The sequence below is a fragment of the Atlantibacter sp. MEI4A-1023 genome (assembly GCF_056155425.1).
Genome location: NZ_CM149568.1, coordinates 726,104 through 739,957, shown reverse-complemented (window position 1 = coordinate 739,957; position 13,854 = coordinate 726,104). Strand labels below are relative to the sequence as shown.

Sequence of the window (13,854 nt, the reverse complement as noted above, 5' to 3'; positions counted from 1 at the left end):
TCTTTTAAAATTAAAACTCTTTTCGCAGCCAACCGTTGAGTCGTTTAATCCACGAGCCGACTGAAGTCCGTTTTTCCGTTTCTGTTTCACCACTGAGATGGGTTTCTTTCCCGTAGTGCAACAGGCCTACCGCCGTCGAATAGTAAGGCTCCTGAGCATAGTCAGTAAGACCGGTAATATTCAATGGCTGCCCGATGCGCACCTGCGTATGGAATACGCGTTGCGCACAGGCGGCGAGGCCTTCAATTTGTGCTGCGCCGCCGGTTAAGACGATGCCAGCCGCAAGATGGTGTTTCACCCCTTGCTGACGCAACTGCTCCTGCAATTGCAAAATTTCTTCATTCACGAGGTTGAGCAACTCGGTATAACGCGGCTCAATCACCTCGGCAAGCGTTTGACGCTGTAAACTGCGCGGCGGGCGCCCGCCCACACTTGGCACTTCGACGCTTTCGTCTTTACCGACAATCGATCCCAGCGCGCAGCCGTGGCGCACTTTAATCGCCTCGGCATCGCTCGGCGGCGTGCCGAAAGCGTAGGCGATATCGCTGGTCACCACGTTCCCGGCATACGGGATCACTTTGGTATGACGCAGCGCACCGCCGGTATACACGGCGATATCCATCGTACCACCGCCGATATCCACGACACAGACGCCAAGTTCACGTTCATCCTCGGTCAGCACCGAATAGCTCGCCGCAAGACCTGCGAAAATGAGTTGGTCAACTTTAAGGCCACATCGTTCAACCGCTTTGACAATGTTTTTTGCCATATCGTTGTGGCAGGTGATCAAATGTACCTTAGCCTGCATGCGTACGCCCGATAACCCGACCGGATTTTTAATGCCTTCCTGATAATCGATGGCATATTCCTGGGGAATGACATGCAGAACGCGGTGTTCATCGCGCACACGCACCGATTTGGCCGTATGGACGACGTTCTCAACGTCTTCCTGGGTCACTTCCTCTTCCGAAATCGGCACCATACCGATTTCGTTCTGGCAACTGATGTGCTTACCCGATAGCGCCAGATACACCGAAGAAATCTGGCAATCCGCCATCAGTTCCGCCTGGTCGATGGCGCGCTGTACGCATTTCACCACCGACTCCAGATCGTTTACCCCGCCTTTGTCCATACCACGGGAGGGGCAACTCCCGACGCCAATAATATTGACCATACCGTCGGGCAGAACTTCCCCTACTAAAGCGGCGACCTTTGCGGTCCCGATCTCTAGTCCAACTACCAGTTTTCTGTCCGTCGCCTTGATCATTGTTGTTCTGCCTGTGCCTGATTCTGTTGCTGATTAGGTTCTTCAACTGGCGCGGGTATCCAACCCACCGCCGCGCCTGAGTCGTAGCGCAAGTCGACGTAACTGATTCGTTTTGCGTCAGCCTGCGACTGCTGTTGCAGAACCGGGTAAAGTTCTACAAACCGCGCCAGACGTTTCATCGTATCGCCTCTGCCCAGATTGAGCTTGATGTCATTCGTCAGCGTCAATTGCCAGGAGCGACGAGCGGTCATAGCCGCTTCCTTAACGGTGAACCTGTCCTTCGCCAGCACTTGTCCCATATCGCGATAACCCTGAAGCACTTCGTTTTCACTGCCTTCCGGGCCATACAGCATCGGTAAAATCTGTTTGCTGGTTCGCGAAGCCGGCACGCTGAACGCATTTCCCTGCGCGTCAATCATGTGCTGGTCATTCCAACGTGCTATGGGCACATATTCAACCAGATGAATCTTCAATTCGTCCGGCCATTGCTTTCTTACGCTCGCCTGCTTGATCCAGGGCAAACGTTCGATTTGCTGCTGAATGATATTGACGTCCTGGGTCATAAACGTTCCTGGCGAACCTAAGGCCAGAATCGACTGACGAATATCATCATTGCGCGTGTAGTGCCGGTCTCCGGTCACTACCAGCTTTGATAAAGGAAGACGCTGCGCGTCTTCCATCCAGCCCAATACCACCCAACCGCCAAAAAACACGGTACATAACACGGCCAGCAGAAACAATATTCCTGCAAGTCGCGTTCCATTATTGCGGCTCGAGGTAGTGACTTCCTCGGGCCGGTTTCGGGTGTTTAGCGCCGCCTGCGACATATCACTCCGCCAATGCCAGAATACGGACAACTAACTGCGAAAAGCTCAGTCCCGCCTGGCGCGCCGCCATGGGAACAAGACTGTGGCTGGTCATTCCCGGCGCGGTATTCACTTCCAGTAAATAAAACGCGCCATCGCTATCCAGCATCACGTCAACCCGTCCCCAACCCTGGCAACCCAGCGCGTTCCAGGCCTGAAGTACCAGCGCGTTCAGCGCACTTTCACGATCGGCCTCAAGGCCTGACGGGCAGAAATATTGAGTATCATCAGAGAGATACTTGGCCTCATAATCATAGAAGGTTCCAGCAGGTTGAATACGAATCGACGGTAAAATTTCTTCACCGAGGATTGCCACCGTAAATTCCGGGCCGCTCAGCCACTTCTCAACCAGCACTTCTTCGTCATGTTCAAACGCTAAAGCCAGTGCGGCATCCAGGTTTTCTGACGCGTCGACTTTCGACATGCCCACGCTGGAGCCTTCACGGCTGGGCTTAACAATTAATGGCAAACCGAGTTCCGCAATCGCCTGGCGCGTAGCGCCATCAAGCCCGGCGCTGAACGCTTTACGCGTTAACCCGACCCAGGGCGCAACAGGCAGTCCCGCACCTTTCCAGAGCAATTTTGTGCGCTGCTTGTCCATGGTGATCGCCGAAGCCATCACGCCGCTGCCGGTATACGGCAGATCCATAAACTCCAGCAGCCCCTGCAACGTCCCGTCTTCGCCGCCCCGGCCATGCAGGGCGATAAAGACTTTATCGAAGCCTTCTTCTTTCAGAGTGGTGACCGGTGTGTCGCGCGGGTCGACCGCATATGCATCAACGCCACCTTCGCGCAGCCCTTTCAGCACCGCTGCGCCCGACTGCAAAGAGACTTCACGCTCGGCGGAAAAGCCACCAAGCAGCACTGCAATTTTCTCAGCCATGTTGCTCATCCTCACGCGTTTGCGGCTGCAACTTTACTTCAGCCAGGTGGCGAGCAATCTTGCCGATGTTCCCGGCGCCCTGCACCAGAATTAAATCGTTGCCGGTTAACACCGGCGCCAGCATTTCAGCGACCTGTTTCGGCTCGGAAACCAGAATTGGGTCGATTTTGCCGCGCCCACGAATGGTGCGGCACAGCGAACGGCTATCCGCACCGGGGATCGCCGCCTCACCGGCGGAATACACATCCAGCATTAACAGCGCGTCGACCTGCGACAGCACGTTGGCGAAGTCGTCATACAGATCGCGGGTACGGGTATAACGGTGCGGCTGGAAAATCATCACCAGGTTTTTATCCGGCCAGCCTGCCCGCGCCGCTTTAATAGTGGCGTCCACTTCTGTTGGGTGATGACCGTAATCATCCACCAGCATCGCGGTGCCCGGTTTCTCGTTTACGGTCGCCAGCGGGAATTCACCCAGAAAATCAAAGCGACGACCGGTGCCCTGGAAGCTTTCCAGCGCGCGCAGGATAGCCTCGTCTTCAATGCCTTCTTCGGTCGCAACCGCCACGGCGGCGGCGGCGTTGAGCGCGTTATGGCGGCCCGGCGCATTCAGCGTGACATGCAGTTCCGGTTTATCCTGGCGAACGATAATAAAGTTGCCCTGCGGGCCTTTCTGCACGTATTGCTCAACGCGCACGTCTGCATCCTCGCTAAAGCCATATGTGGTGGTCTGACGCCCGACGCGCGGCAACAGTTCGCGGATCACCGGGTCGTCGACGCACATCACCGCACGGCCATAAAACGGCAGGTTATGCAGGAAGTTAATAAAGGTCTGTTTTAAGTTCTCGAAGTCACCCTGGTAGGTATCCATATGGTCGGCTTCGATATTGGTCACAATAGAGACCATCGGTTGCAGATGCAGGAACGAGGCGTCGCTTTCATCCGCTTCAGCAATCAGGTAACGGCTGTGGCCCAGGCGCGCATGTACGCCCGCCGCTTTCACCAGGCCACCGTTGACAAACGTCGGGTCCAGGCCTGCTTCCGCGTAAATACTGGACACCATCGCCGTGGTCGTGGTTTTACCGTGTGTCCCGGCAATGGCGATGCCGTGACGAAAACGCATTAATTCGGCCAGCATTTCCGCGCGGCGGATCACCGGGATACGCGCTTCATGGGCCGCGACGATTTCCGGGTTATCCGCAGAAATCGCACTGGAGACCACCACCACGCTGGCGTCGCTGACGTTTTCGGGGCGATGGTTGAAATAAATCGTGGCGCCTAAATCAGCCAGTTGCTGGGTTACCGGGTTGGGTGCCAGGTCGGACCCGCTAATTTGATACCCTTCATTCGCCAGCACTTCGGCAATACCGCCCATGCCAGCACCGCCGATGCCGACAAAATGAATGTGCCGGACGCGACGCATCTCGGGCACGATAGAACGCAGTTTCGCCAGTTGTTGTGTATTCATTCTTCTAAAGCCTTTGGCATCAACGCCTTAACATCTCAACATCACGCGGATCAAAAAGTTGTCCGCAAGAATTACGCCTGTGTAACGGCGCGTACTTCATTGGCTACCCGTTCAGTAGCATCCACAATGGCCGCGCCGCGCGCGCGCTTTGCCATCGCCAGCAGGGTTGGACGATCCCATCCCGCCAGCGTTTCGCTCACCGCATCGACGGTAAATTGTGGCTGTTCGAAAATCTTCGCCGCCCCGGCTTTCTCCAGGGGAAGCGCATTCCAGTACTGCTGGCGATCTTTATGCTGGAAAGGCACAAACAGCGCAGGCAGACCGGCTGCGGCAATTTCGCTCACGGTTAACGCCCCGGAGCGGCATACCACCACGTCGGCCCAGCTGTAGGCCGCCGCCATATCATCAATAAATTCGGTCACTTTATGCTGCGGTTGACCGGCTGCCACATAAGCCTGCTGCACCTCGTTCAACGCGCCTTTACCGCACTGGTGCCAGAGCGTGGTTTTCTCACCCAGACGCCCTGCCACCTGCGGCATAGTCTGGTTGAGAATACGCGCGCCCTGAGACCCGCCCACCACTAACACCCGCACCGGGCCTTCGCGACCAACCAGCCGCTGCTCCGGCTCCGGCAGCGCCAGTACGTCGGTACGTACCGGATTACCCACCACATCCGCATTGGGGAATGCGCCGGGGAATGCCTGCATCACTTTGCTGGCAATTTTCGCCAGCCATTTGTTGGTCAGCCCGGCAATGCCGTTCTGCTCGTGCAGCACAACCGGAATGCCCAGCGACCAGGCTGCCAGGCCACCAGGCCCGGAAACATAACCGCCCATGCCCAACACCACGTCCGGCTGATAGCGTTTCATGATGGCACGCGCCTGACGCCAGGCGTTAAAGATACGCATCGGCGCCAGTAATAGCGCTTTTACGCCTTTGCCGCGCAGCCCCGAGATGCGGATAAAATCGATATCAATGCCGTGACGCGGCACCAAATCCGCTTCCATCCGGTCAGCTGTTCCCAGCCAACGCACCTGCCAGCCCTGGGCTATTAAATGGTGCGCCACGGCCAGTCCCGGGAACACATGTCCCCCGGTGCCACCAGCCATCACCATTAACCGTTTCGTCTGGCCGCTCATCGGGCACTCCTTGTAAACGCCTGCGCCTTTTCCAGACGCGTTTCGTAGTCAATCCGTAACAACAACATGATCGCGGTCGACATAATAATTAAGCTGGAACCACCGTAACTGATCAGCGGCAGCGTCAGGCCTTTGGTCGGCAACATCCCCGCCGCCGCCCCGACGTTGACCAGCGCCTGGAAGCTAAACCAAATGCCGATGGAACACGCCAGGAACCCGGAAAAACGTTGGTCGATCTCCAGAGCGCGGCGGCCAATCGACATGGCGCGAAAAGCGACGAAGAATACCATCAAAAGGGCCAGTACTACACCGATATACCCCAGCTCTTCGCCGATGATCGAGAAGATGAAGTCGGTGTGCGCTTCCGGCAGATACTCCAGTTTTTGTACCGAATTGCCTAACCCCTGCCCCCAAAGTTCGCCACGGCCAAACGCCATCAGCGACTGCGTCAGCTGATAGCCGCTGCCGAACGGATCTTCCCACGGGTTCCAGAATGAGGTCACACGCCGGATACGGTAAGGCTCCGCGAGGATCAGCAGCACCACCGCCGATATGCCCATGCCGATAATGGCGATGAACTGCCAGAGCTTGGCACCCGCGAGAAAGAGCATCGCCAGGGTAGTCACAAACAGCACCACTACCGTACCGAGGTCAGGCTGGGCAAGCAGCAGCACCGCCATCACCAGAATCACGCCCATCGGTTTTAAAAATCCGCGCAGGTTGTTTCGGACTTCATCTACCTTACGCACCAGGTAGTTGGACAGATAACAAAACAGCGACAGCTTGGAAAATTCCGCGGGCTGGATACGCAGCGGGCCAAGAGCAATCCAGCGCGACGCACCGTTAACCGAGCTACCCACGACCAGTACGATCAGCAGCATCACGATAGAGGCGATCAGCAGCGCGGCACTGTAGCGCTGCCAGACTTCCATCGGCATCCGCAGCGTGACCATCGCCAGCATAAACGCCAGGAAGATATAGATAGCGTCACGCTTGGCGAACAGGAACGGATCATCCGCCAGGCGTTGCCCAACGGGCATTGACGCCGAGGTCACCATAATAAAGCCCACCGCCGCCAGGCCCAGCGTCAACCACAGCAGCGTGCGGTCGTACATCACGAGGCTATTGGCGTCTTTATCCCTGGACCCCATTACCCAGCCTTTCAGCGCCACAAACAGCCATGTCAGGATACCGAATCCCGGTAAGCGTGGAACGCGCAGGCGAGGAAGAGACAACCGCATCAGCCTAACTCCTTCGCCAGGCGGGTAAACACATCGCCGCGTTGTTCAAAGTTTTTAAACTGATCCAGGCTGGCGCAGGCCGGTGACAGCAGCACCATATCTCCTGGCTGCACCTTGCCGGCAATAATGCGCATGGCGTCTTCCATGGTGGCAGTTTGCTCCGCCACTTCCGGACGCAGCGCCGCCAGTTCCGCACCGTCGCGGCCAAAGCAGTAAAGCCGAATGCGATCGCCCTGCAAATAGCGGTTGAGCGGAGAAAAGTCAGCGGATTTGCCGTCACCGCCCAGCAGCAGATGCAGGGTGCCGTCAATATGCAAACCGTTCAGCGCCGCTTCGGTGCTGCCGACGTTGGTGGCTTTGGAATCGTTGATCCAACGCACGCCGTTATGGTCGTAAGCCAGTTGGAAGCGGTGCGCCAGGCCGGTAAAGGTGGTCAGCGCTTTCAGGCTGCTGGAGCGCGGCAGACCAACGGCATCGGCTAACGCCAGCGCCGCCAGGGCATTGGTATAGTTGTGACGCCCGACGATTTTCATCTCTTTGGCGTTGAGGATCTTCTCGCCTTTCACCCGCAGCCAGGTATCGCCCTGCTGATGGTTGAGATGGTAATCCCCGACGTCGATGCCGAAGCTCACGCAGCGCTCGTCCGCTCCGCGCACTGGCATAGTCAGGGCATCGTCGGCGTTGACCACGCAGACTTCGGCATTCTCGTAAATCTTCAGTTTGGCGGCGCGGTATTGCTGAAGACCAAAGGGATAGCGATCCATATGATCTTCAGTCACGTTGAGCACCGTAGCGGCTTTGGCGCACAGGCTGTACGTGGTTTCCAGTTGGAAGCTGGAAAGCTCCAGTACATACAGTTCTTTTTCCGCATCCAGCAGCATCAACGCTGGCAGGCCGATATTGCCGCCCACACCCACGCTGACGCCCGCCGTTTTCGCCATTTCACCCACCAGGGTGGTGACGGTGCTTTTGCCGTTCGAACCGGTGATGGCAACAATCGGTGCCTGCGCTTCACGGCAGAACAGTTCAATATCGCCGATGATCTCTACGCCTGCGTCCGCCGCCGCGCTCAGGGAAGGATGCGCCAATGCCATACCGGGGCTGGCGACGATCAGATCTGCATTCAGCAGCCACTCATCGTTCAACGAGCCGAGATGGCGTTCGACAGTTTCAGGAAGATTATCAAGGCCCGGCGGCGCCTGGCGGGTATCCATCACGCGCGGCGTGACGCCGCGCGCCACGAAGAAGTCCACGCAGGAAAGCCCGGTTAATCCGAGACCAATGATGACGACGTTCTTACCCTGATAATCTGCCATGATTAACGTACCTTCAGCGTCGCCAGGCCAATCAGCACCAGCATCAGCGAAATAATCCAGAAGCGCACAATCACGCGCGGTTCCGGCCAGCCTTTCAGTTCATAGTGATGGTGAATCGGTGCCATGCGGAAAATACGTTGCCCGCGCAGTTTGAACGATCCAACCTGGAGGATCACCGACAGGGTCTCCACCACAAACACGCCGCCCATGATCACCAGCAGGAATTCCTGGCGCAGCAGCACCGCGATAATGCCCAGCGCACCGCCCAGGGCCAGGGAACCGACGTCGCCCATAAAGACCTGCGCCGGATAGGTGTTGAACCACAGGAAGCCAAGCCCCGCGCCGACAATCGCCGTACAGACAATCACTAATTCGCCCGCATGCCGTAAGTAAGGGATATGCAGATAGCTGGCGAAATTCATGTTACCCGTTGCCCAGGCCACCAGCGCGAAACCCGCCGCCACGAATACAGTCGGCATAATCGCCAGCCCGTCCAGGCCGTCGGTCAGGTTGACCGCGTTACCCGTACCGACAATCACGAAATAGGCGAGGATCACGTAGAAGATGCCCAACTGCGGCATCACGTCTTTAAAGAACGGCACCACGAGTTCAGTGGCTGGCGTGTCTTTGCCCACCATATACAGGGCAAACGCCACGGTCAGCGCAATCACCGACATCCAGAAGTATTTCCAGCGGGCAATCAGGCCCTTAGTGTCTTTACGCACCACTTTGCGGTAATCATCCACAAAGCCGACCGCGCCGTAACCCACCAGCACGAACAGTACGCACCAGACGTAAGGGTTGGAAGGATAGGCCCACAGCAGCACGGAAACCACGATGGAGGTCAGGATCATGATCCCGCCCATGGTCGGCGTACCGCGCTTGCTGAAGTGGGACTCCGGGCCATCGTTACGCACGACCTGGCCGAAGGACAATTTTTGCAGATGCGCAATCATGCGCGGCCCCATCCATAATGAAATGAACAGAGCGGTCAGCAGGCTGACAATGGCGCGAAACGTCAGATAGGAAAAGACGTTGAAGCCGGAATAATATTTGACCAAATGCTCGGCCAGCCAAACTAACATGTCGCGTTCTCCTGTAATGCGCGAACCACCTCTTCCATGGCAGAGCTGCGTGAACCCTTCACTAAAATCGTCATAATGGTATGTTCCGCGCGTAACGCCCTGAGACGTTCGATCACGGATTTTTTATCCTGGTAATGTTCACCCACGCCGCTGGCCTGGCTCAAAATTTCGCTGGCGTTGCCGACGCTGAGTACTTTATCGATGTTGGCCGCTTTCGCCGCTTCGCCCACTTCGCGATGACAGGCGTCGGACTCCGCGCCCAACTCCGCCATATCGCCCACCACCATTACCCGGTAGCCCGGCATTTCGCTCAGCACCTGCGCGGCGGCGGTCATCGAACCGACGTTAGCGTTGTAGCTGTCGTCCAGCAGCAACTGGTTTTCAGCCAGCTGGACCGGGAACAGACGGCCCGGTACGGCTTTTAATTTCGCCAGACCGGCTTTAATGGCGTCATGGCCTGCGCCCACCGCTGTCGCCAGCGCGCTCGCCGCGAGGGCATTGGCGATATTGTGACGGCCAGGCAATGGCAGCAGCACCTCCACATCGCCCGTCGGGGTGACAATCGTCAGCTCGGTGCCGTGGCTGGTGATATGGATATTGGTAGCGCTGAAATCGCTTCCGGCGGCATTGGGTGAAAAACGCCACACTTTGCGATCGCCGATAATTTCCTGCCAGTTAAGCCAGTCGTTGTTATCCGCGTTCAGGATCGCGATGCCGTCTGCGGTCAGGCCGGAGAAAATCTCCCCTTTCGCTTTCGCAACGCCTGCCAGCGAGCCAAAGCCTTCCAGATGCGCGGCGGCGAGATTATTCACCAGCGCCGCTTCCGGACGGGTCAGCCCAACGGTCCAGGCGATCTCGCCCTGGTGGTTAGCGCCCAGTTCAATCACCGCATACTGATGCTCCGGCGTCAGACGCAGCAATGTCATCGGCACGCCGATGTCATTATTTAGATTGCCCGCAGTAAAAAGCGTGTTGCCGCATTCGCTAAGGATCGCCGCCGTCATCTCCTTAACGGAGGTTTTGCCGGAGGAGCCGGTTAACGCCACGATGCGCGCCGGTACCTGCGAGCGCACCCACGCCGCCAGTTCGCCGAACGCAAGGCGCGTGTCGTTAACGATAATCTGTGGCAGCGCCGCATCGACCGGGCGGCTGACCAGCAATGCGCCTGCCCCGCCCTGCTGCGCGGTTTGGGAAAAATCATGGGCGTCAAAACGCTCGCCTTTGAGCGCCACAAACAGGCAGCCTGGCGTGAGTTTGCGGGTATCGGTGGTTACCGCATCAATAATGCGATCGCCGCCGCGCAACTCGCCGCCCAGCAGCGTGGCGAGTTTTTCGAGAGAAACCGGGATCATGCCACCACTCCCAACAGACGCGCAGCGGTCACACGATCCGAATAGTCCAGACGACGAGTGCCAACGATTTGATAATCTTCATGCCCTTTACCGGCAATCAGCACCACATCGTTTTCTTTAGCCTGCATAATGGCGTTAGTCACCGCTTCGGCACGGCCTTCTACGGCGCGCGCACGACCGGCATCCAGCATTCCCGCCAGGATATCGGTGATAATTGCTTTGGGATCTTCGGTACGCGGGTTGTCATCGGTGACTACAACCACATCGGCGAACTGCTCGGCAATGGCGCCCATCAGCGGACGTTTGCCCTTATCGCGATCGCCGCCGCAGCCGAAGACGCACCACAGTTTACCGGCGCAGTGTAACCGCGCGGCCTGCAACGCTTTTTCCAGCGCATCAGGAGTATGGGCGTAATCCACAACCACGGTAGGCTTGTTTGGCGCGCTGAACACTTCCATACGACCGCACACCGGTTGCAGGCGGGACGCGGTTTCCAGCAGTGCCGGAAGCGGATAATCCAGCGCCAACAGGGTTCCCAGCGCCAGCAACAGGTTGCTAACGTTAAACGCGCCCATCAGGCGGCTTTCGATTTCACCGTTGCCCCAGGAAGAGTCAAAGCGGATCGTCGCGCCGCTGTCGTGATAGTGCACTTCGCTGGCTTTCAGCCAGCGGCCACGGCAGACCGGGTTGATATTGTCTTCCATAGATACCGCAACGGCGTCTGGCAGTTTCGCCAGCCAGCGGCGGCCTACTTCATCATCGGCATTGATGATGGCCTGGCCGTAATGATGAGAGGAAAACAGCAGCCATTTCGCGGCTTCGTAACTCTCCATATCGCCGTGATAATCGAGATGATCGCGGCTTAAATTAGTAAACACCGAGGCCGCAAACGTCAGCGCCGCAACGCGGTGCTGCACCAGGCCGTGGGAAGAGACTTCCATCGCAGCAAACGTCGCGCCCTGGTCCGCCAGGCCGCCCAGCACCTGCTGAACATCCACCGCAGAGCCGGTGGTGTTTTCCGTCGGGCTGACTTTACCCAACAGGCCATTACCCACGGTGCCCATCACGGCGCTGGTTTCGCCCAGCAGTTGGCTCCACTGCGCCAGTAATTGCGTGGTGGTGGTTTTGCCGTTGGTGCCCGTCACGCCGACCAGGCGCAATTGCTGGCTTGGCTCATGGTAAAAACGGCCCGCCAACGCAGACAGCCGTTCATTTAACTGTTCGAGAAAGATAACCGGAACGCCGTGGATTTCACGGACTTCACCGTCAGTGGCTTCGCCTTTCGCTTCCGCCACAATGGCAGCTACACCTTGCGCTATCGCCTGCGGGATAAACCGACGCCCGTCCGCCTGATGACCGACCACCGCTACAAAAAGGTCACCCGCGGCAGCCACACGGCTGTCGAGCGTCATTTCTCGTAGCGCGCGCGCGGGTAAACCCGTTACCCACGGCGCAAGAAGGTCGCGCAAATTACGATCTGCCACCTGTTCCCTCTGCTTGATTGATTACAAATTCACTTTTTTCGCCCGTCGCCAGGGCATCTGGTTCGATATTCATGGTGCGTAATACGCCGCCCATAATGGCTCCGAACACCGGTGCAGATACGGCACCACCGTAATATTTACCTGCCTGCGGGTCGTTGATGACCACCACCAGCGCAAAGCGCGGATGGCTCGCCGGTGCGACGCCCGCGGTGTAAGCAATGTATTTGTTGATATAGCGCCCGTCCGGGCCAACCTTTTTCGCTGTACCGGTCTTGATGGCAATGCGATAACCTTTAATCGCCGCTTTCACGCCGCCGCCGCCAGGCAGCGCCACGCTTTCCATCATATGCACCACGGTACGCACGACGGATTCATTAAAGATGCGCTCGCCGGGCACCGGCGGGTCGACTTTGGTGATCGACAGCGGGCGATAAACACCATAGCTGCCAATCGTCGCGTAGACTCGCGCTAACTGTAACGGCGTTACCATTAGCCCGTAGCCGAAAGAGAAGGTGGCCCTCTCTATGTCAGACCACCGTTGTTTTTGAGGATATAAGCCACTGCGTTCTCCGACCAACCCCAAATTGGTCGCTTTACCCAATCCAAAACGTGAGTAAGTATCTACCAACGCTGAGGACGGCATCGCTAACGCCAGCTTTGAAACACCGACGTTACTCGACTTCTGTAACACCCCGGTCAGGGTTAATTCGCTATAGCGCGCCACGTCTTTGATCTCATGACCATTGATGCGGTACGGCACAGTATTCAGTACGGTATTTTCATTGACCACGCCGCGCTGTAACGCCGTCATCACCACCATCGGTTTCACCGTGGAACCCGGTTCGAAAACGTCGGTAATGGTGCGGTTACGCATAATGTCTTTCGGCGTGCCCGAGATGTTATTCGGGTTATAAGAGGGGCTGTTGGCCATGGCCAGCACTTCACCGGTGTTCACGTCCACCAGCACGGCGCTCCCGGATTCGGCTTTGTTGAACGCCACGGCGTTGTTCAGTTCACGGTAAACCAGCGCCTGTAAGCGCTCATCGATACTTAGCGCCAGGTTGTGCGCCGCCTGGCTGTCGGTAGAAGAGATATCTTCAATGACGCGGCCATAGCGATCTTTACGCACAATACGCTCACCCGGCTGGCCGGTAAGCCATTTATCGAAGCTTTTTTCAACGCCTTCAATCCCCTGGCTATCTACGTTGGTAAAACCAATGAGGTGAGCGGTCACTTCGCCGGAAGGATAGTAACGACGAGATTCATCGCGCAGGTGGATGCCGGGCAGTTTAAGTTTTTTGATGTAATCGCCGATGTCCGGGTTGACCTGACGGGCAAGGTAAATAAAGCGCCCTTTCGGGTTGGCGTTAATTCGTGAGGCCAGCTGGTCCAGCGGCAGTTTCAGGGCATCGGACAATGCTTTCCAGCGGTTATCGAGGGTTATGCCGCCTGCGTCGTGCAGCTCTTTCGGATCGGCCCATACCGCTCTTACCGGCACGCTGACCGCGAGTGGGCGGCCGGAGCGGTCGGTAATCAGGCCGCGCGAGGTCGCCACTTCCTGTACGCGCAGCGAGCGCATATCGCCCTGGCGCACCAGCATATCGGGCGCAATGATCTGCAACCAGGCGACGCGCGCCAGCAAGAACGTCAGCGCCAGCAAAATACACCCGCAGAGCAACGCAAAACGCCAACCTATAAAGTTGGCCTGTTCTTCCTGGCGTTTCGGTTTAAGCGTTTTTGCCGCTGCTCTCAT

11 protein-coding genes are annotated in these 13,854 nt (G+C 57.4%); all 11 read right to left on the bottom strand.

Features of this window, described 5'->3' with window-relative positions; all coding sequences use genetic code 11:
- Positions 1-10 precede the first annotated feature (10 nt).
- Positions 11-1,267 (bottom strand): cell division protein FtsA, encoded by a 1,257-nt coding sequence (gene ftsA / locus ACVV26_RS03550; protein WP_002434382.1) that lies wholly within the window; start codon positions 1,265-1,267, stop codon positions 11-13.
- Positions 1,264-2,094, bottom strand: coding sequence for a cell division protein FtsQ (gene ftsQ, locus ACVV26_RS03545; RefSeq protein ID WP_312980630.1), 831 nt, complete (start codon positions 2,092-2,094; stop codon positions 1,264-1,266). The genes ftsA and ftsQ overlap by 4 nt, the downstream gene beginning before the upstream one ends.
- Before the next feature lies 1 nt (position 2,095).
- Positions 2,096-3,016: a D-alanine--D-alanine ligase gene (locus ACVV26_RS03540; RefSeq protein ID WP_474800026.1), complete on the bottom strand. Its 921-nt coding sequence runs from the start codon at positions 3,014-3,016 to the stop codon at positions 2,096-2,098.
- On the bottom strand, positions 3,009-4,484 hold the full coding sequence (gene murC, locus ACVV26_RS03535; RefSeq protein WP_474800025.1) for a UDP-N-acetylmuramate--L-alanine ligase: 1,476 nt from the start codon (positions 4,482-4,484) through the stop codon (positions 3,009-3,011). Before murC ends, ACVV26_RS03540 begins: the two co-directional genes overlap by 8 nt.
- A gap of 71 nt (positions 4,485-4,555) precedes the next feature.
- Positions 4,556-5,623 (bottom strand): undecaprenyldiphospho-muramoylpentapeptide beta-N-acetylglucosaminyltransferase, encoded by a 1,068-nt coding sequence (gene murG / locus ACVV26_RS03530; RefSeq protein ID WP_474800024.1) that lies wholly within the window; start codon positions 5,621-5,623, stop codon positions 4,556-4,558.
- On the bottom strand, positions 5,620-6,864 hold the full coding sequence (gene ftsW / locus ACVV26_RS03525; RefSeq protein WP_474800023.1) for a cell division protein FtsW: 1,245 nt from the start codon (positions 6,862-6,864) through the stop codon (positions 5,620-5,622). Before ftsW ends, murG begins: the two co-directional genes overlap by 4 nt.
- Entirely contained in the window at positions 6,864-8,180 is a 1,317-nt protein-coding gene (gene murD, locus ACVV26_RS03520; RefSeq protein WP_474800022.1) for a UDP-N-acetylmuramoyl-L-alanine--D-glutamate ligase, read from the bottom strand. The genes ftsW and murD overlap by 1 nt, the downstream gene beginning before the upstream one ends.
- A gap of 2 nt (positions 8,181-8,182) precedes the next feature.
- The gene (mraY, locus tag ACVV26_RS03515; protein ID WP_312980615.1) at positions 8,183-9,265 is read right to left on the bottom strand and encodes a phospho-N-acetylmuramoyl-pentapeptide-transferase; all 1,083 of its coding nucleotides are present in this window, start codon (positions 9,263-9,265) and stop codon (positions 8,183-8,185) included.
- Positions 9,259-10,617 carry a UDP-N-acetylmuramoyl-tripeptide--D-alanyl-D-alanine ligase gene (murF, locus tag ACVV26_RS03510; RefSeq protein ID WP_474800021.1) on the bottom strand — a complete coding sequence of 453 codons (1,359 nt, stop codon included), beginning with the start codon at positions 10,615-10,617 and terminating at the stop codon, positions 9,259-9,261. Before murF ends, mraY begins: the two co-directional genes overlap by 7 nt.
- Entirely contained in the window at positions 10,614-12,101 is a 1,488-nt protein-coding gene (gene murE / locus ACVV26_RS03505; RefSeq protein WP_474800020.1) for a UDP-N-acetylmuramoyl-L-alanyl-D-glutamate--2,6-diaminopimelate ligase, read from the bottom strand. Before murE ends, murF begins: the two co-directional genes overlap by 4 nt.
- Complete coding sequence (locus ACVV26_RS03500) at positions 12,088-13,854, bottom strand: peptidoglycan glycosyltransferase FtsI (RefSeq protein ID WP_474800019.1); 1,767 nt, start codon at positions 13,852-13,854, stop codon at positions 12,088-12,090. The genes murE and ACVV26_RS03500 overlap by 14 nt, the downstream gene beginning before the upstream one ends.

Bases quoted from the DNA above. Each gene is read 5' to 3' on its own strand.
- ftsA (WP_002434382.1), bottom strand. From the start codon at position 1,267: ATGATCAAGGCGACGGACAGAAAACTGGTAGTTGGACTAGAGATCGGG.
- ftsQ (WP_312980630.1), bottom strand. From the start codon at position 2,094: ATGTCGCAGGCGGCGCTAAACACCCGAAACCGGCCCGAGGAAGTCACT.
- ACVV26_RS03540 (WP_474800026.1), bottom strand. From the start codon at position 3,016: ATGGCTGAGAAAATTGCAGTGCTGCTTGGTGGCTTTTCCGCCGAGCGT.
- murC (WP_474800025.1), bottom strand. From the start codon at position 4,484: ATGAATACACAACAACTGGCGAAACTGCGTTCTATCGTGCCCGAGATG.
- murG (WP_474800024.1), bottom strand. From the start codon at position 5,623: ATGAGCGGCCAGACGAAACGGTTAATGGTGATGGCTGGTGGCACCGGG.
- ftsW (WP_474800023.1), bottom strand. From the start codon at position 6,864: ATGCGGTTGTCTCTTCCTCGCCTGCGCGTTCCACGCTTACCGGGATTC.
- murD (WP_474800022.1), bottom strand. From the start codon at position 8,180: ATGGCAGATTATCAGGGTAAGAACGTCGTCATCATTGGTCTCGGATTA.
- mraY (WP_312980615.1), bottom strand. From the start codon at position 9,265: ATGTTAGTTTGGCTGGCCGAGCATTTGGTCAAATATTATTCCGGCTTC.
- murF (WP_474800021.1), bottom strand. From the start codon at position 10,617: ATGATCCCGGTTTCTCTCGAAAAACTCGCCACGCTGCTGGGCGGCGAG.
- ACVV26_RS03500 (WP_474800019.1), bottom strand. From the start codon at position 13,854: ATGAGAGCAGCGGCAAAAACGCTTAAACCGAAACGCCAGGAAGAACAG.